This is a genomic window from Acinetobacter sp. A1 (assembly GCF_012371315.1).
Taxonomy (GTDB): Bacteria; Pseudomonadota; Gammaproteobacteria; order Pseudomonadales; family Moraxellaceae; genus Acinetobacter.
Map to the genome: position 1 here is coordinate 1 of NZ_JAAZQY010000016.1, position 19248 is coordinate 19248.

Genomic DNA, 19248 nt, shown 5'->3' on the forward strand with positions numbered 1-19248 from the left:
ATTATTGAATTCGGTGACCGCTTAAGCAATCACCTTTAATTTACGAAAAGCAATTACACAAAATTATTTACAGGCTCCAAAAAAATTCAAATTATAGATAATTTACTCGAAATTGACTTATCAACAGCTACCTCTGGGCAAATGCAAGATGCTCTGTTAAAAATCATTGAGGCTATGCGTAGTAAATAAGATTATTCCATATATTTACCTCTCTCGCTAAGTTAGAGGTAAATCATAAAACCTGATGCTCCAACAGCATCTCCAACCCACTCTCTTTCCCCATAAAACTTAGCCGTTGCTTCTCCGCTTTAAGCTGTTGCTTCACCGCAGATGCATCCGCATCAATCTGCTTATATAAATTAGCAATATTCAATTGTCCTTTGGATTTCTGCACCGCAATTTTGGCTTTATTTGACCAAACCAGTGAGTTAATCAATTCCTGAATTTGATTTTGCAAGGCTTGGCTTTGGGCTTCTAAAGCCTGTTGGTAAAACTTCACTTGCTCCACACTTAAACCTTTATTTGTACCCTGTTTACTTTGTTCTACTTCAAGCTGCAGTTTCAGTAAAAAGAATAAATCTTCCTGTTCATAAGCCGCATTAGCACGTTGTAAAAGTTCAGTCTTTTCTGCTTTCTTAGATTCATCAGGTTCACGGTCAGGGTGAATAATCGAGGTAATTTTTAAATAAACCATTTTAAGCGATTGATTCACCATCTTTTCAGCTTGAGCTTGCTTATCTTGCTGACGTTTTAACTTGGCCTGCTCTCGTACTTGTTGATATTGTTCGCTGTTCCAATTTTCATCATAACTTTCATTTTCAGTATCTAAAGTTTCAGGCACATCAAAAGACGTTTCCATTTTCTTTTTAGATTTCTGCTTAGATTTTTTATTCTGGCTATATTCACTTGCCTGTGCATAGTAAATATACATCTTTTCCACTTCATCTACCTGCATTTGGGTTAACAAATGCGAACCTTGCAACAAGCAAGTGAGTGCCTGAATTTTATCTTCAACAGTTACCGTATCTGACTTACTTAAATGGTAATGACTGAGGCTATTCCACAGCGTCTGCATCTGCTCATACAGCGTGCGATATAACTCACGATAAGCAGGCATCAACGCCTTTTGACTATAAGCACGAATTTCATCTTTGGCATTTTGCCAAGCAAGCAATAACCGTTTTTGCTGTTCAATCTGCTCAATCAACACATTTAGTTTTTTATGCTGTGGTGTAACTTCAAGCACCGTTTGAGGTGTAGCGCTTAATGCAAAAGTCATAGTTAAAATTAAAGTAAAAGGTAAATTGTATTATGCCGTCATGCATACAACTCGCATAGTCACGGCTTGATTGGTTTCTCCCGTAGCAGAGCCACTTATAAACTTCACAAAAACACTAAAAAATGAGTAAGTTAAAGTTGCTACATTGCTAAAAGCATCTTAATGAGTATAACGCATGGACGTGCAGCAGATTTTTATTCACGACACCACTTGGGTCTTTGTTGCCGAATTGATTATTCGTGCCGCACTCATGTTTGGCATGATCATTATATTTTTACGGCTAACAGGTAAACGTGGCGTACGCCAACTGTCTATTTTTGAATTGGCTATTATTTTATCGCTCGGGTCTATTGCTGGCGACCCGATGTTTACCGAAGATTTGCCATTGGTACATGCTTTAGTGGTCATGGCGGTGGTGATTGCCATGTATCGCCTCATTACATGGTTAATGATGAAATACCAAGCCTTTGAAGATTTGGTGGAGGGCAAATCACTTTATATTGTAGAAGATGGTGAACTGGTTTTAGAAAAGATTAAACTGGGCAAAATGTCGCATGATGAATTCTTTGCAGAAATGCGCCAGCAAGGAGTTGAACATTTAGGTCAGGTGCGTGTTGGTTTACTGGAAAGTGATGGCAAATTCAGCATGTTATTTTTTCTAGGCGAAGCAACACGATACGGCTTGCCGTTATTCCCTAAAGCCTACCAAGCCATTCACCGTACAGAACCGCATACCTACTATGCCTGTATGTATTGTGGTCATGTCAGTTTACTCGAACATGCCAATGTCGTCTGTCCACGTTGCAGCAAACAGCAATGGACACAAGCCATTAATACGCCTTATCGCGCTTAGTAGATTCACACGGGATCGGTTTAAAAACACCCATGCGACTTAAGCTGTCGCAGTATTGTCATAATTTAGATTTATACTGTACCCGCTGCTTCGGTGATGCACTGAATGCGCAAATAATAATTTGCATCCATCATAAAAATTTAGTTACGTATCATGCACAATGTAGATGCGTCTTATACTCCAGCGACTCCGTCAGGGTCGCTTTTTTATTGATATTCACTTAATACACATATTTCAGAAGTCAAAACAGGGCGCTGTCATACAACACCCTGTTCTGTAAAAATTTAAAACTTATATTCAAACCCTGTGCCCACCACAGGCTGTTTGGTTTCTGCTGGCCCTTGTTCTAAGGTCAGTAAACCTGCATAAGCATAAGTTTTCAGCTGTTTATTCAATGCATACTCTGCCCCTGCGAATAGTTGCTGTGCATCAAAGTCTGCTTGTGCGCCCTTAAAGCGAGTTGTATTTTGGCTGTATTGTGCTTTCAGTGTCCATGCCTTTATAGCAGACAGATTATATTCAGCACCAATTAACCACCCTTCAGAATCATCAATTGTGGCGGCTCGCGTATCATTCCCCGCAACTGCAGCAACTTCCGAAGTTTGATATAAAGTCTTTAGTACAACTCCATGATTTAAATTCACTCGGCCAATTGCACGTAGGGTATCTGCTGCTGCAAAAATGGCCTTAACTTCCCCAATTTCACCCTGTTTGGTATTTAAAATACCCCCGCCTGCAAAATTGGATGGAATTGCTTTGTCATACCCCACACCAAGCAACACTGTTTGGTTGTCATAAACCAGTGAACTCGAAAAAGCATCTCCTAAACCACGACCTGCTACTTTAGATGCGCCCTTGCCTTTGGCAATACCAGAAGCTTCACCTGAAGCCAATAGTAGCGTAGCTTTTAGCTGTGCATCATTCAGTTTAAATGCAGGCGATTCATAAACCACCACATTATCTATGCGGTTTTCACCTGTAAAAATGCCCGCTACATCGGCTTTGTTATCGACATAGTTATTAACGTTATCTACCGCACCAGAAAGTTGTTTCAGCGGTGTATCAATTTTGCCGACTTTGACCGTCCCCAATTGCGCATCTTTAAGCCCAACAAATAAATTGCGTGGCACAAAAGTATCTGAATTGGATTCTCCATCATCTACATGAATGGTGAATTCTGCCTGATACAGTGCATTTAAACGCTCTGTAACTTTTTCTTCCCCTTTTAGCCCAACAAAAGAGCTATTTGAATTAATTTCCACCACATCACGCTGATTCACCCCTGCCCGATTATCTTCTGACAGATAATCAATCGAGACATCAATCTCGCCATAAAATGACGGCGCTGCAAAGACAGCACTAGAAAAAAGACTAAGCGCAAGCGCTGTTGCAAGTTGAGTTTTCATGTTGTTTCATCCTGAGAAATCATTTGCAACAGATGTTACAGCGCTGTCATATTGATAAAAATAAATTAATTTTTATAAATTTATCTTATATTTATCATTAAACTTGCTGTTCTTGATTGCCAATTTAATCAATAATCAGGATGGGGTAATTTGGCCTTTTTTGACCATTTCAAAATCGGAACAAGACATAACAATGCCACCACACAAATCAGCATCAGGTAATGGGCATAGCCTAAAACATCGCCCAAAATACCGCTCAATGTATATAACACTCCACTGATGGTTGCCATAATGGCCACCTGAAATGTGAAATCTGTGCCTGCGTATTGCTTACGGCTGTATTGCATAATTAAGGTCAGCATGACCACCAATAACATGGCAGAACATAAGTCTTCTGCTGCATTAATACTATAAATGAGCCAGTGTGGAACGTGAGTTTGCTGTTCATATTGCCAAGCCAAATAAGCATAGGCCGCTAAACTCAAAATTTTCAGTACCGAAAAAATCAGTAAGGCTTGCATGCGTGAGTACCATTTCAGCATCAAGCCCGCAATGCCTGCGCCTAACAAAGCCGCTAGCGCACCTAACATGGTCACATAAATACCAATTTGAGAAAAACTTAAACCTAAATCGACCATTAACGGTTTCAGTAATGGGCCAGAAAGACCATCAGCAATTTTAAAACTGAGCAAGACCCAGAGCCATGCGTACAACACAGGTGTTTCTACAAAATATTGTAGATATTCCCGAATAGCAGCAAGACGTGCGCGAAATGACATTTTGACCAAAGGTTGAGCAAGTGCTCGTTTGGAAGCATGCTGTGGTTCTTTAAACAGCAAAATGGGTAAAGTATTTAAAAAAACCAATGCCGCCAAAATCAAAAAAGTTTTTTGCCAGTCTAGCCAGTCCAATGCCCACAGAATTGCACCACCGCCAACAATAAAGCCAAGTCGAGAGCCAACCACCTGAAAAGTATTGCCCCAATGTTGCTGCTTGGCCTGTAAAATATTGACGGCCAAACCATCGGTGGCAATATCCTGCGTAGCACCGACTAAATTCATACTCAGCAAAGCCACAAAAAACACCCACAAATAAATAGGATGATTTAAAGACTCAATGGGTAAAAACGACAGCCCAATCAGTACCAACACGCTAAGCCACTGACAAGGTAAAATCCAGCTACGGTAATGCCCTAGCGGTTGATAACCCAAACGATCAACCAAAGGTGCCCAAAATACCTTAATTGACCACGGCAACATCAATAAACCAAAACCACCGATATGCGCTAAAGACACACCTTGCGCCCGTAAAATAACAGGCAAGGCATGGGTCATAAACCCAACAGGTAAACCCTGCGCCCAATATAAAGAGAACAGTAACAAATAGGTCTGGCGCAAGTTGGGCATGGCTTCTCAATCAAAATATTGGTAATCAATCAAAATAGCGCAGTACTGCACTAAAATTTTGAATCATGGATTGTTATTTTTCATCATTTTCATCATCAGATTTCGACTATTTTGCCAATGAATCAGACAAAGCGAAAGTCTAATATCTTGAATAGATTTAGATGCATGCGTCATGATATGGCATCTACATCGTTGTTCTTTATGCACGTCAGGATGACACTGCCCCCATGAAAATGACCAATCCACTTTCACGTACGACACGGCAATTTCCACAATTACCAGACCAAGTTCCGCAACGTGGTACAGCCTCGAGCCGTGCTGTATTTAAAAATATCTTTTTGGCTCAAGGCTGGCAAATGGTGGGTGAATTTCCAAACTTGCCCAAAGCCGTTGCTATTATTTCTCCGCATACGTCAAACATTGATGCTTGGCACGGTTTCACCGCACTACTTGGTCTGGGTATTCAAATTACCATTTTTGGCAAACATACGTTGTTTGAAACACCGCTCAAACCACTTTTAAACTGGATTGGGGTAATTCCTGTGGTGCGTCATTCTCCACAAGGTCATACGCAGGACATTATTGAAATTGTGCGGCAAAAAGAAAAAATCTGGATTGGTATGGCACCCGAAGGTACACGCAAACAGGCTGAAAATATCCGCAGTGGCTTTTACCATATTGCCCATGGTGCCAACATCCCCATTGTGATGTTCTCTTTTGATTATGCCCACAAAACCATTCATATTTTGGGGGTGTTTCATCCTACAGGGAATTATGGTCAAGATTTAGAAGCCATTTATCAACACTATACCGGTAAGTTTTCGGCTAAAAATCCGCATTGGCTGGCCAAACCGTTACAAAAGCTTTTGAAAAAAGGCTAGTCAAAGTTTTCATTTTTTGTTGAGATGGTCACCAGTTTGTTTGATCTGATTATAATTGGCTGATATGCGATTTCTTCATTATTCTTTGCTGGGCGTACTTGCCCTGAGTTTAGCGGGCTGCGATAAAACGACAAAAACACCACCAAGTACGACACCGATTCAGGCTCGTGAACCTGTCATTGCACTGGCACTTGGTGGTGGCGGTGCCAAAGGTTTTGCCCATATTGGTGTAATTAAAGTTTTAGAATCCCACGGTATTAAACCTAAAATTATTACAGGCACCAGTGCTGGCAGTTTTGTGGGCAGCTTATATGCCAGTGGTAAAAGTCCTTATCAGCTTCAGCATATTGCCCTGACGTTTAAAGAATCTGACATTCGTGATTTAACATTAAGCCGTCAAGGTTTTGTTGCAGGACAAAAACTACAAGATTATGTCAATCAACACGTGGCCAACAAACCTATTGAAAAGTTTCCAATTCGTTTTGCTGCCGTTGCCACACGTTTAGATAATGGCCGCAAAGCCGACTTTATTAAAGGCAATGCAGGTCAAGCCGTTCGTGCATCTTGCAGTATTCCGAATGTCTTTGTACCTGCCACCATTGGCGGAACACAATATGTCGATGGCGGTCTGGTCAGTCCGATTCCTGTAGAAACAGCCAAAGCCATGGGGGCAGACTTGGTGATTGCTGTTGATATTTCAGCACGTCCAACAGGTAATCAACCTGTAAATATGTGGGGTTTACTCGATCAAACCCTAAATATTATGGGGCAGCAAAGTATCAATCAGGAACTGGCTCAAGCCAATATCGTGATTCAACCCAAAGTCGGTCATATTGGCACGCTCGATTTAAAAGCCAGTAACCAAACTATTTTGGAAGGTGAAAAAGCGGCACAACTTAAAATTCGTGCCATCCAGCAAGCGATTCAGAACTTTAAAAAATCACCGGCTGCATTAAAACCAGCACCACGTCCGAAATTTTAAATTTCAGTGATTTTTTTAATATTCAGAAACTTATTGATCTGTTAAAGTGATGAAAGTGCAAAATATCATCTAACCATGATGCCAGCACACATCACACTAACAGTTTCAATTCACAGTAAAAATACGCGAGTAGATGTATGGAATTCGTTCTTGAACCTTGGCACTGGTTTGTACTAGGCGTTCTGTTAATGCTCTCCGAACTCATGTTGCCTGCTTTTGCCGCCTTATGGTTTGGCGTCGGGGCAATCATGGTGGGTATTTTATATTGGATGTTCCCCATGATGAGCACCACCACGCAATTGGTGATGTGGATTATCCTATCGGTACTCTGTACTTTGGCTTGGTTTAAATTTATTAAGCCCCTATCTACCGATAAAACCAAAGCAGGCCTGTCACGCGAAGCCACCATTGGACAAATTGGCATGGTGATTCAAATTAATTTGGAGCATGACCAAATTAAAGTCCGTTTTCCAATGCCTGTACTTGGTTCAGATGAGTGGAACTGCCGTACCACCAGCCCTGTGCAAGTGGGTGACCGTATTCGCGTGATTGATATTTTGGGTAATGATTTAGTGGTGCAGCCGCATCACAGCACACATGACAACGAAAAAGTGAGAAATTAAAATGTCTGGTGGTTCTATTATTGTTTTAGCGATTTTAGCCTTTGTCAGTATTACTATTTTTAAAGGTGTGCGCATTGTTCCGCAAGGTTATAAATGGATCGTGCAGCGTTTGGGTAAATACCACACCACCCTTGCTCCTGGTTTAAACTTCGTCATTCCGTATGTAGATGAAGTGGCTTATAAAGTCACCACCAAAGACATTGTCTTAGACATTCCATCTCAGGAAGTGATCACCCGTGATAACGCAGTACTGCTTATGAACGCTGTGGCTTATATCAACCTGACTACACCAGAAAAAGCGGTGTACGGCATTGAAAACTATACTTGGGCGATTCAAAACCTAGTGCAAACTTCGCTGCGCTCGATTGTGGGTGAAATGGATTTAGATGATGCCTTGTCTTCACGTGATCACATTAAAGCCAAACTGAAAGCAGCCATTTCTGACGATATTTCAGATTGGGGGATTACCCTTAAAACTGTAGAAATTCAGGATATTAAACCATCACACACCATGCAAGCGGCTATGGAAGAACAGGCTGCGGCTGAACGTCAACGTCGTGCGACAGTGACTAAAGCAGATGGTGAAAAACAAGCTGCTATTTTAGAAGCCGATGGCCGTTTGGAAGCCTCACGTCGTGATGCAGAAGCACAGGTTGTCTTGGCTGAATCTTCACAGCGTGCAATTGAAATGGTCAGCTCAGCAGTGGGTGATAAAGAAATTCCTGTAGCGTATTTGTTGGGTGAACAATATGTAAAAGCCATGCAAGATATGGCGAAATCCAACAATGCCAAAACTGTGGTTTTACCTGCCGATGTCTTGAATACCATTCGTGGCGTGATGGGTCGCAACAATTAATTCAATTTATAAATCAATTCAATAGGCAGCTTTTAAGCTGCCTATTTTTATGCAGAAGAAGAAATAAAACTGAAATATTTTTTAATGTATGGTTAAATTTCGCGTTTATTGATGGAAGCAACTTGGTGGATGAAGCGCATGTACAGACCACTTTGAGCGGCTGAGCTGCCCGGCATCACCCTTTGCATTTTTCTATCGACTGTCCAACCCAAAAATGGATACCCTATGAGCGCACTCAACCCCACCATCATTACCTTCCTATTTTATATTATTGCCATGCTTATGATTGGGCTATTGGCCTACCGTGCAACCCGCAACTTCTCCGACTATATTTTGGGTGGTCGTCGTTTAGGAAGTCTGGTCACGGCATTATCTGCAGGCGCATCCGATATGAGTGGCTGGTTGCTCATGGGTTTGCCTGGCGCTATTTATCTGTCTGGTTTGTCTGAAATGTGGATTGCCATTGGTCTGATTATAGGTGCATGCCTCAACTGGCTATTGGTTGCAGGTCGCTTACGGGTACATACCGAAGTGCAAAATAATGCACTGACCTTGCCCGACTATTTTTCAAATCGCTTCAATGACCAAAAGAAAGTGCTGCGCATCGTATCTGCCTGCGTGATTTTAATTTTCTTTGCCATTTATTGCGCATCAGGCATGGTCGCAGGTGCACGCCTATTTGAAAGCATGTTCGATCTGTCTTATAGCACAGCATTGTGGATTAGTGCGATTGCCACCATCAGCTATGTGTTTATTGGTGGCTTTTTGGCTGTCAGTTGGACAGACACCATTCAAGCAGGCCTCATGATTTTTGCGCTTTTGCTCACGCCAATTATCACCCTGCTCAGTTTTTCCGACCTCAGCCAAGTCACACTTGCTTTAGAAGCAGCACGCCCTCAAGCCTTAAATATTATGGGAGATTTAAGTTGGGTCGCGATTCTTTCTCTGATGGCATGGGGTTTAGGCTATTTTGGACAACCACATATTTTAGTGCGTTTTATGGCCGTAGATTCTGTGAAATCTATTCCTAAAGCACGTCGTATTGGTATGACTTGGATGACCCTGTGTTTAGGCGGTGCTGTTGCAGCAGGTTTTATTGGTATCGCTTACTTCCAACAACATCCTGAGCTTGCAAGTGTGGTCAATGCCAACCCTGAAACCGTATTTATGGAACTGACAAAAATTTTGTTTAATCCATGGGTGGCAGGTGTGGTTTTGGCTGCAATTCTAGCAGCAGTCATGAGTACCTTAAGCTGTCAGCTTTTGGTCTGCTCAAGTACCTTAACCGAAGACTTTTACAAATCTTTCTTACGCAAAAATGCCTCACAGAATGAATTGGTTTGGGTCGGTCGTGGCATGGTACTGATGATTGCATTATTGGCCATTTGGATGGCAGGTAACCCTGAAGCAAAAGTACTCGGGCTAGTGTCTTATGCATGGGCAGGGTTTGGTGCTGCATTTGGCCCGCTCATCATTCTTTCTTTGTTCTGGAAACGTATGACGTTAAATGGCGCATTGGCGGGGATGGTTGTGGGTGCAGCCATGGTCATTCTTTGGAAAAACTTAGGCGCAGATACGGATGTTTACGAAATTATTCCAGGCTTTATCTGTTCATGGCTTGCAATTGTGGTGGTGAGTTTATTGGGCAAAGCACCAAGTCAGGAAGTAACAGCGCGTTTTGAACAGGCTGATCAACAATATAAAGAATTAAGTTAAGCTAAATTTATAAACCTAGATATAAAAAACCAGTGCCTTGAACTGCACTGGTTTTTTATTGCTAAGGGGTACTTTAAAACTCAAATCACGTCAATGAATCTGTCGTTTTCTCTACTGACCCTTTCTTTTTCACTTTGCTAAAACGCTTGGCTGGCCAGCTCATGGTAAAACGTGCTCCGCCTAAATTTGGACTTTGATCGACTTCAATTTTACCGCCAAACCAGTACGCAATACGGCTCACTATCGACAGCCCCAAGCCATAACCACCCGATGCACGGGTACGACTGTCATCTAAACGCGCAAAGGCTTCAAAGACACGTGTGCGATCTTGTTCCGGAATTCCTGGGCCATCATCTTCCACACAAACATAGGCCATTCCTTGCGGATTAATACCACCACTGACCAACACTTTATGGTCACAGTAACGCACGGCATTGCCCACCAAGTTTTGCACCACACGATGTAGGTAGCGGCGTTCTGCTTCCACTTCTAAAGTATCTGGTGGGGCAATCAACTGAATATCTTTCTGGGTTTTTAAGGCTTCAGTTTCAGTGGCAACCTGTTCCAAGACTTCCAGTAAAACAATCTTTTCAATTTCTAAAGATGGCATGCCCTGTTCCAGCTTGGCGTATGTCATGATCTCATCAATTAAGGTATTCAGTGCCTCAATATCTTTATCAATCATTTCCATTTGCTGTAAACGGTACTCGTAGTCATCTTCCTCTGCCAGCATTTCCATGCCAAAACGGATGCGTGCTACAGGTGTGCGCAGTTCATGCGATACCGCACGCATCAGCTCACGCTGCGCTTCAATCAAACGCTGAATATGGTCTGACATGCTGTTATAGCTAGATGCCAAACTTGCCATTTCATCGGCACCATCTACGGGTAAACGCATGTTTAAATCACCCGATTTGGTACGGTTTAAGGCATAGTTCACTTCACGAATTTTACGCTGCATTGGCAAAATCAGACCATATACACCCAAACTCAACATAAACATACTCAGTAAGGTAATCCCTGCTGCCAACTGGAATGGCATCCAGTTAAACAACGGTACAGGCCCTAAAACCAGCACTTCTGAGGGTGAGTTCGGCATTGGCGAGACAATTGAAATGGTGGTTCCACGCACTGTGGCATTGTCACGATATAAAATAATGCTATGGTCGAGTCTTAAACGCCCAATCTGTTCAGAATCGAGCGGTAATTCCTGAATATTTTTAATATTGATCGGGTAAGAAAAATGCTGCTGAATCTTGGCCAGATATTCTTTTTCTTGACCTGGGTAATACACCAAATAATCTAAAACAAAAATAGGCAATGCTTTCATTTGCCGTTCTGTAATTTTATCTGCCTTGATGTATAAATAATGATTAGGATCATCTTTCATGCCTAAAATAATATAGGCAATCATATTTTTGGCATCATAGCGCACAGCGGCTTTACGCTCTTTTATTCGTCTCAGCTCTGCGCGCGACAAATCAACTTTGTCTGCCTGCACATAGTAAATGGGTAATTCCAGCAAATCGGAAGCATCAGAAATCCAGTCTTTCTTTTGCTGTTCATTTTGCTGCCGTGCAATGCCTTCACTGATGATATATGCCATACCATCGGTCAAAGATTCACGATATTCCTGCGCACGCTGATAGTTGATAATTTGCACCAATAAGTAGCCCAGAATAGCGACTATGGCGACCAAAATTACCAACCCTGCATAAATACGCAAGAATATACTGTGTTTAAGCACTAAACCCGTCCTATGTGACTTATTTTTATATCTGAGTCAGGGTCTGACTCAGTGAAACGTAAATTACATGCCATTGGTTTCTTTGACAAATAAATAACCTTTACTGCGTACAGTTTTAATACGTTTAGGATTTTCAGGATCATCGCCAATTTTTGGACGAATACGTGAAATACGCACGTCAATTGAACGGTCTTGACCATCATATTCAATGCCACGCAGACGCTCGAAAATATCTTCACGAGACAAAATACGTCCCGCATTCGACGCCAACAACCATAACAGGTCATATTCTGCGCTGGTGAAATCAACCAAATCACCATTCAGTGTGACTGAACGACCACCGTTATCAATCACCAAGTCGTCAAACTCAATACGCTGTGCCACTTCATCTTCAGTGACTTTATCGGTACGGCGTAATAAAGCACGAATACGCGCCAATAACACACGTGGTTGAACAGGTTTTGCGACATAGTCATCTGCACCCATTTCCAGACCAAGCACCTGATCCATGTCTTCGGTACGAGCCGTAAGCATTAAAATTGGTTGATGATAATGTGGACGAACTTCACGACAAATGGTTAAACCATCTGCGCCTGGTAACATCACATCTAGCACCACAAGGTCGGGTTGCTCTGCAATAATACGGCGAATGGCACGGTTGCCATCTGGCTCTACCCCAACTTCCAAACCATTGCGAATTAAGTATTCCTGCGTAAGACGTGCAAGGCGTTCATCATCTTCAACAATTAAAATTTTTGGTAACTTTTCTTCTTGACTCATAACCTATCCCTTTATTGGATTCGACCTATCACTTTTAAAATCTGACAGATAGGTCTTTGTATAATTTGCAATATACACACGTTTACATTGTAAACAAGATGCCATTCACCAAACTGATACATCTGCGTATTATTTTGTTATATTTTTATTAAGCATTGAATTTATAGTATTTTTCTATTTTTAGTGATTTTTGGGCACTTTTAAGAAATATTAAGTTACAAAATGGGTATTTTTTGCACTAGATCAAGCCCTTGCTTGATTTGGAAAAATTATCTCTTAACTTTTCAAGTTATCCACAAGGTTATCTATAAGCAGTTTTTCCGAGCTTTGTTATGCTATGCCCTTGTCTGATAAGGCTTATAGCCAATAGGACAAAATTCGGTATTTTTGAGATAAATTTTAATTCAGAAAAAGTCAAAATTTAAAAAAAAAGTCAATATTGATCTACCCTCAATTTTCCCGTATCTTGTGTTCAATTCAATTTTAAACCACTAAGTCTTGTGTTTATTCCTCAAACACTGTGGCCTAAATTTTGCCCAGTTTAAATGGTCCATAAACATAACAATAGATGACAATGGAGCTATGCTGACATGAGCGTAATCACATCAACCCCCGGTCAATTACAAGTGATTAAACGCACTGGTGATGTTGCCGCTTTCGATGCTGAAAAAATTGCAGTTGCAATTGGCAAAGCGTTTTTGGCTGTAGAAGGTCAACAAAGCGCAGACTCAAGCCGTATTCATGATCGTATCGAACAACTGACAGAAATGGTGCTGAACACGTTCAATCGCCGTTTACCGTCTGGCGGAACTATTCACATTGAAGAAATTCAAGACCAAGTTGAACTTGCGCTGATGCGTACTGGCGAACAAAAAGTTGCCCGTGCTTATGTCATCTACCGTGAACAACGCTCTGAAGCACGTAAGCAAGCTGGTGAAAATCATCACCCAACCTTACAAGTGACCGATGCCAACGGTCAGCTTAAACCACTCGACTTAGGTGCGTTAAAAGCGACAGTAAATAAAGCTGCTGAAGGTTTAGAAGGCATTGATGTAGATGCCATCATTGATGAAACCGTAAAAAATCTTTACAACGGCGTAAAAGAGTCAGACATCTCTACCACCATGATGATGGCGACCCGTACCCGTATTGAACAAGAACCAAACTATACTTATGTGACTGCGCGTTTATTGCGTAATGACTTGGTGGCAACAGGGTTAGAATTCTTGGGCTTATCTGTAGACACTCCAGAAGGCGACGCTTTAGAAACCTTCCTGAAAAAAGGTGTAGCACTTGATTTGCTTTCTGCAGACTTGCTTGAGTTTGACCTTGCTAAACTTGCAGCTGCAATTCAGCCTGAGCGCTCAAACCAGTTTACCTATTTAGGTCTGCAAACTTTATTTGACCGTTACTTCATTCACTCAGATGGCGTACGCTTTGAACTTCCACAATTGTTCTTCATGCGTGTGTCGATGGGTCTAGCGCTCAATGAAGATGACCGTGAAGCACGTGCAATCGAGTTCTATAACTTATTGTCTAGCTTCGACTATATGGCGTCTACACCTACTCTGTTTAACTCAGGCACGCTACGTCCACAGTTATCGAGCTGTTACTTGACTACCATTTCTGATGACCTTTACAACATTTATGGCGCAATGCGAGATAACGCAATGCTGTCTAAATGGGCAGGTGGTTTAGGCAATGACTGGACACCAGTTCGTGCCTTGAACTCATACATCAAAGGTACTAACGGTAAATCTCAAGGTGTTGTGCCATTCTTAAAAGTGGCGAACGATACTGCGGTTGCGGTCAACCAAGGTGGTAAGCGTAAAGGTGCAGTATGTGCTTACTTAGAAACTTGGCACTTAGACATCGAAGAATTCCTAGAACTACGTAAAAACACGGGGGATGACCGTCGTCGTACCCATGACATGAATACAGCAAACTGGGTACCAGACTTGTTCATGCAACGTGTTTTTGAAGATGCTGAATGGACACTGTTCACGCCATCTGAAACGCCAGACTTGCACGACTTAACAGGCGAAGCCTTTGCCGAGCGTTATGCGTATTACGAAAGCATTGCCAAAGAAACCAACATGCTGCATAAGAAACTGCGTGCTAAAGACTTATGGCGCAAAATGTTATCGATGCTGTTTGAAACTGGTCACCCATGGATCACGTTCAAAGACGTATGTAACCTACGTTCACCACAACAACACGTTGGTGTAGTGCACTCATCTAACTTGTGTACAGAAATCACCCTAAACACAAACCAAGATGAAATTGCAGTATGTAACCTAGGTTCAATCAACCTTGTGCAACACGTTCAAGGCGGTGTGTTAGATCGTGAAAAACTAGCACGCACCATTAAAACTGCGGTACGTATGCTCGACAACGTCATCGACATCAACTACTACGCAGTGCCACAAGCGAAAAATTCAAACTTGAAGCATCGCCCTGTGGGTATGGGCATCATGGGCTTCCAAGATGCGCTATATGAAATGAACTTGGCTTATGGTTCAGATGCTGCGGTTGATTTTGCCGATGAGTCTATGGAAGTAATTAGCTACTACGCAATTCAAACTTCAAGTGACTTGGCAGTTGAACGTGGCACTTACGAAACATTTAAAGGTTCATTGTGGGATCAAGGCATCCTACCAATCGACTCTTTAGACATCGTAGCGAAATCACGTCCTGAACGTATGTTTGAAGTTGACCGTACTCAGCGTTTAGATTGGGACAGCCTACGTGCCAAAGTTCAAAAAGATGGTATGCGTAACTCAAACGTAATGGCTATTGCACCAACAGCAACCATTTCAAATATTTGTGGCGTTTCTCAGTCTATTGAGCCGACATTCCAGAACTTATATGTGAAATCGAATTTATCTGGTGAGTTTACGGTAATCAACCCTTATCTTGTTCGTGCATTAAAAGAGCGTGATTTGTGGGATTCTGTGATGGTTAACGACCTGAAACACTTTGAAGGTTCAGTACAAAAAATTTCACGTATTCCTGAAGAATTGAAAGCAATCTTCGCGACTGCGTTTGAAGTCGAACCACGCTGGATTGTAGATGCAGCATCACGTCGTCAAAAATGGATTGATCAGGCGCAATCGTTGAACTTGTATATTGCAGGTGCAAACGGTAAGAAACTTGACCTGACTTACAAAATGGCATGGTTACGTGGTCTGAAAACCACCTATTACCTACGTGCATTAGGTGCGACTTCTGCAGAGAAATCGACCATTAACACAGGTGCATTGAACGCAGTAAAACCTGCAACCGTAACCGCAGCCCCTGTGGCAGCCGTTGCACCAGAAGCAGCTGCAGCAGTTGATGAAGATTTTGCACAAGCAGCGCCAGTGCCAATGGCATGTTCAATTGACAACCCTGATTGTGAGGCGTGTCAGTAATTAACTAAAGGTATCTGACTCAGAAGTAAGGCTACGCCAGTAGCCTCTCTGAACTTTGACGTAAGGCTACGTTGGCAGAGTTATTTTGAGAAAATAATTATGCAAAAAAATATAGATATCTTTGGTTGGAAATACCGACCCTCTCAAAAAGAAATGCAATTAATTCAAGGCATCATTGTTTTTACTGTGATGTGCTTGATAATCCTAAAAGGGTTAACCAGTATTCTGACTCTTAGATTTTGTGGATTAAGTATTTTAGGATGCGTTGCTTATTTCGCTAAAACATTTATAAGTTGAAATTCATTCGTGGGTTTCAACCAATCTAAACATTAAAGGAAATCATCATGCCACACATGACCCACAACTATATGTTAGGACTTGCGGTCTTGCTGATTTCCTTTGTTGTATTGTTTTACGCACCGATTGCTTACTTTTGGGTGCAAGCGGTGAAACAACAGCGAAAGCAAAATAAGTCGTGAGCAGCTTGATCAGAACGTACATTTTTCAGACCAAGATGAGCAAAACTTAATTTTGCTTTCACAAATTAAGCGTATAGTAAGACATCTCAGCGTGGCTGGATGTCCATAAAAGATATAAAGCAACGAAGAGAGAATTGATATGTCTATCCTAAGTTGGGACGATTTCGAAGATGATTCGCAAAAACCGGCTGCTCCTGAACACAAGCCTGCGCCCGTCGAGCCGCAAAAAGCGCATGATCCGCAGATGGTATCTGATGCAGAGCAACCACAGACGCCTGTGGCAACTGCACAACCCGCTGCAACCGTTAGAAGTGGAACAACAGATTCAACCGATCCGTTGGCAAGAGCATCTAACGCTCTAGAACAACTGGATGTAGCTCCAGGTCTTGAAGAGCTGGAAATGGGTGCGTCACGCGTACAGGTTGATGATAAAGCCATGATCAACTGTCGTGCAGACTTAAACCAGCTTGTACCTTTCAAATACGAATGGGCATGGCAAAAATATCTAGATGGTTGTGCAAACCACTGGATGCCACAAGAAGTGAACATGAACCACGACATTGCGTTGTGGAAGTCTGAAAATGGCTTAACTGAAGATGAGCGCACTATTGTAATGCGTTCACTCGGTTTCTTCTCTACTGCAGACTCATTGGTTGCAAACAACTTGGTATTGGCTATTTATCGCCATATCACCAACCCAGAATGCCGCCAATACATTTTGCGTCAAGCATTTGAAGAAGCAATTCACACTCATGCCTACCAATACTGTATCGAGTCTTTGGGTATGGACGAAGGCGAAGTCTTCAACATGTACCGTGAAGTACCATCGGTTGCACGTAAAGCGGCATGGGGCTTGAAATACACGCAATCTTTAAGTGATCCAACTTTCAAAACTGGTACACCTGAAAACGACCAAATTTTGCTGCGCAACCTGATCGCATTCTATTGTGTACTTGAAGGTATTTTCTTCTATTGCGGTTTTAGCCAAATCTTATCGATGGGTCGTCGTAACAAAATGAATGGTGTTGCAGAGCAATTCCAGTACATTTTACGTGATGAATCTATGCACTTGAACTTTGGTATCGACATGATTAACCAAATCAAGATTGAAAACCCTCATCTATGGACAGCAGAATTCCAGCAAGAAGTAATTCAAATGATTCTTGAAGGTACTATGCTTGAAATTGAATATGCACGTGACACGATGCCACGTGGCGTATTGGGCATGAACGCAGGCATGATGGAAGAATACTTGAAATTCATCTGTAACCGTCGTTTAAGCCAGTTGGGTTTACCTGAACAGTTTGCTGGCGTAAACAACCCATTCCAATGGATGTCTGAAATGATGGACTTGCGTAAAGAGAAGAACTTCTTTGAAACGCGTGTGACGGACTATCAGACTGGCGGTGCGTTAAGCTGGTAATTTATTATAAAAATCATCCTGCAAGCTTTGCAGGATGATTTTTTTCAATTTATCACTCTAATTGCTATAGTCCAAAATAATAAATACAACTAACCAAACATCGGCTTTTATTTGAAAAATTTAGGTGTTTTATATAAAACCAAATAAGCACTTTAAAAACGACATTTATATAATGATAAGGCGCTCATCACTAGAGCAATTAGAAAAATTTAGTTAATCCATATCATTAGGCATAAAAAGCTATAAGCATACAAAAATTGTGCTGTTAAAATAACGAATATTTATAGGTGGGGGTTACAAATATGCTAGATCATCATTTAAAACAACACCCTAGAGCGGTGTGGGTACACCTATACAGCAAACACATGCATCTGCTTGAACATCCGCAGCAAAATATAATCACAACTGTACACTCCCATTTGGAGCATGAGCATCCACAAACGCTTATTGCAGATTTTGATGCAACTGTACTCACCCTAAAGACTTTGTTAAAACAAGCCCAACGTCCGTGGTATCAGCCTGCATCTATTCTATTGTTACAAGCCAAAGAACCACTTGATCATCCACTCAGCCATTTAGAAATTCGGGCAATATCAGAAGTTGGTTATGCCGCAGGCGCAAGAGTTGTGCATGTTTACAATTCAGAAGACCATTTACTGAATCCACAACCTAAAGATTCCACCGTGTTTACCCTTGTTCAAGCATCTGCCAAATTATTTTTAGTCTTGGGTTTTTCACTGTTTTTATTTAGTATTTGGATGGATCAATAACTCCCCACAAAAAAAGCGCATATTGCGCCTTTTTTTAGATTGCCTAGTTTTAAGCAGGAATACGCAACACTTGCCCTGGGAAAATGTCATCGGCATTTTTCAGCAATGGGCGGTTAGCTTCAAAGATTTTGTTGTACTGGTTGGCATCGCCATAAAATTCTTTAGAAATTTTAGACAAAGTATCGCCCGATTTTACTGTGTAGAACTTGCTTTCTGGCTCTGGTGTTGCAACAGTGAGTTGATCATCTACTTGTGCAACGTGGTCAATATTACCTACCGCAAGAACAATTTTTTCACGGTCTGCCTGACTATTTACCTGTCCACGCACCGTAGCTAAGTCTGTCGTTGCGTTATAGCTGACCGATAAACCTGTAATTGGCAAACCTAAGCTTTTTACATGCCCCAAAAGTTTGTTGGCAATTTCTTGTGCAGAAGGTTCTGCCGGTGTGCTTGGTGCAGCTTGTGGTTCTGCAGGTGCTGTGTTTTTCTTACCAATCCCTTTTACAAAATCAAAAAGACCCATGAGGTGCTCCTATTTTCTTTTCTGCTGTTATAAAGCGTCACTCATTTGCATGAGCACGATGTTCTCATTTATTTATAACTAAAAAATAAGCCACTTCGGTTGTGATTAGAC

Annotated in this window: 16 protein-coding genes; 10 read left to right on the plus strand and 6 right to left on the minus strand. The window is 41.7% G+C overall.

Annotated elements, in window-relative coordinates; all coding sequences use genetic code 11:
- Positions 1-232: 232 nt before the first annotated feature.
- Positions 233-1279 carry a molecular chaperone DnaJ gene (locus HHA41_RS07485; protein ID WP_168461205.1) on the minus strand — a complete coding sequence of 349 codons (1047 nt, stop codon included), beginning with the start codon at positions 1277-1279 and terminating at the stop codon, positions 233-235.
- Between the two features lie 175 nt (positions 1280-1454).
- Between HHA41_RS07485 and HHA41_RS07490 the strand changes: the two genes are divergently transcribed.
- A complete protein-coding gene (locus HHA41_RS07490; protein ID WP_168461206.1) occupies positions 1455-2132 on the plus strand; it encodes a YetF domain-containing protein in 678 nt (225 codons plus the stop codon).
- 284 nt (positions 2133-2416) lie between these two features.
- Here the strand turns inward: HHA41_RS07490 and HHA41_RS07495 are convergent, their stop codons facing one another.
- On the minus strand, positions 2417-3538 hold the full coding sequence (locus tag HHA41_RS07495; protein WP_168461207.1) for a porin: 1122 nt from the start codon (positions 3536-3538) through the stop codon (positions 2417-2419).
- 128 nt (positions 3539-3666) lie between these two features.
- Positions 3667-4944, minus strand: a complete 1278-nt coding sequence (locus HHA41_RS07500; protein WP_168461209.1) for an MFS transporter — start codon at positions 4942-4944, stop codon at positions 3667-3669.
- A 227-nt stretch (positions 4945-5171) separates the two neighbouring features.
- On the opposite strand from HHA41_RS07500, the gene HHA41_RS07505 reads away from it, so the two are divergent.
- From HHA41_RS07505 to putP, 5 genes are all read left to right on the plus strand, one after another.
- Positions 5172-5825 (plus strand): 1-acyl-sn-glycerol-3-phosphate acyltransferase, encoded by a 654-nt coding sequence (locus HHA41_RS07505; RefSeq protein WP_168419334.1) that lies wholly within the window; start codon positions 5172-5174, stop codon positions 5823-5825.
- A 64-nt stretch (positions 5826-5889) separates the two neighbouring features.
- Positions 5890-6807, plus strand: coding sequence for a patatin-like phospholipase family protein (locus HHA41_RS07510; RefSeq protein WP_168461210.1), 918 nt, complete (start codon positions 5890-5892; stop codon positions 6805-6807).
- 137 nt (positions 6808-6944) lie between these two features.
- Entirely contained in the window at positions 6945-7430 is a 486-nt protein-coding gene (locus tag HHA41_RS07515; protein WP_168419336.1) for an NfeD family protein, read from the plus strand.
- 1 nt (position 7431) lies between these two features.
- Complete coding sequence (locus HHA41_RS07520) at positions 7432-8286, plus strand: SPFH domain-containing protein (RefSeq protein WP_168419337.1); 855 nt, start codon at positions 7432-7434, stop codon at positions 8284-8286.
- A gap of 225 nt (positions 8287-8511) precedes the next feature.
- Positions 8512-10002: a sodium/proline symporter PutP gene (gene putP, locus HHA41_RS07525; protein WP_168419338.1), complete on the plus strand. Its 1491-nt coding sequence runs from the start codon at positions 8512-8514 to the stop codon at positions 10000-10002.
- 85 nt (positions 10003-10087) lie between these two features.
- Here putP and bfmS read toward each other — a convergent pair whose 3' ends face one another.
- Both bfmS and bfmR read right to left on the minus strand, forming a co-directional pair.
- A complete protein-coding gene (gene bfmS, locus HHA41_RS07530; protein ID WP_323126422.1) occupies positions 10088-11749 on the minus strand; it encodes a sensor histidine kinase BfmS in 1662 nt (553 codons plus the stop codon).
- A 63-nt stretch (positions 11750-11812) separates the two neighbouring features.
- On the minus strand, positions 11813-12529 hold the full coding sequence (gene bfmR, locus HHA41_RS07535) for a response regulator transcription factor BfmR (RefSeq protein WP_168419339.1): 717 nt from the start codon (positions 12527-12529) through the stop codon (positions 11813-11815).
- 590 nt (positions 12530-13119) lie between these two features.
- Here bfmR and HHA41_RS07540 point away from each other — a divergent pair.
- The 4 genes from HHA41_RS07540 to HHA41_RS07550 all read left to right on the plus strand — a co-directional run bounded on the left by HHA41_RS07540 (position 13120) and on the right by HHA41_RS07550 (position 18614).
- Positions 13120-15942: a ribonucleoside-diphosphate reductase subunit alpha gene (locus HHA41_RS07540; protein WP_168419340.1), complete on the plus strand. Its 2823-nt coding sequence runs from the start codon at positions 13120-13122 to the stop codon at positions 15940-15942.
- A 344-nt stretch (positions 15943-16286) separates the two neighbouring features.
- Positions 16287-16421, plus strand: coding sequence for a hypothetical protein (locus tag HHA41_RS13195; protein ID WP_265087825.1), 135 nt, complete (start codon positions 16287-16289; stop codon positions 16419-16421).
- A 139-nt stretch (positions 16422-16560) separates the two neighbouring features.
- Entirely contained in the window at positions 16561-17844 is a 1284-nt protein-coding gene (locus HHA41_RS07545; protein WP_168419341.1) for a ribonucleotide-diphosphate reductase subunit beta, read from the plus strand.
- Positions 17845-18146: 302 nt separating this feature from the next.
- Positions 18147-18614, plus strand: a complete 468-nt coding sequence (locus HHA41_RS07550) for a hypothetical protein (protein WP_168461211.1) — start codon at positions 18147-18149, stop codon at positions 18612-18614.
- Between the two features lie 49 nt (positions 18615-18663).
- On the opposite strand, the gene lysM is transcribed toward HHA41_RS07550, so the two are convergent.
- Positions 18664-19137 carry a peptidoglycan-binding protein LysM gene (lysM, locus tag HHA41_RS07555; protein WP_168418821.1) on the minus strand — a complete coding sequence of 158 codons (474 nt, stop codon included), beginning with the start codon at positions 19135-19137 and terminating at the stop codon, positions 18664-18666.
- Positions 19138-19248 lie beyond the last annotated feature (111 nt).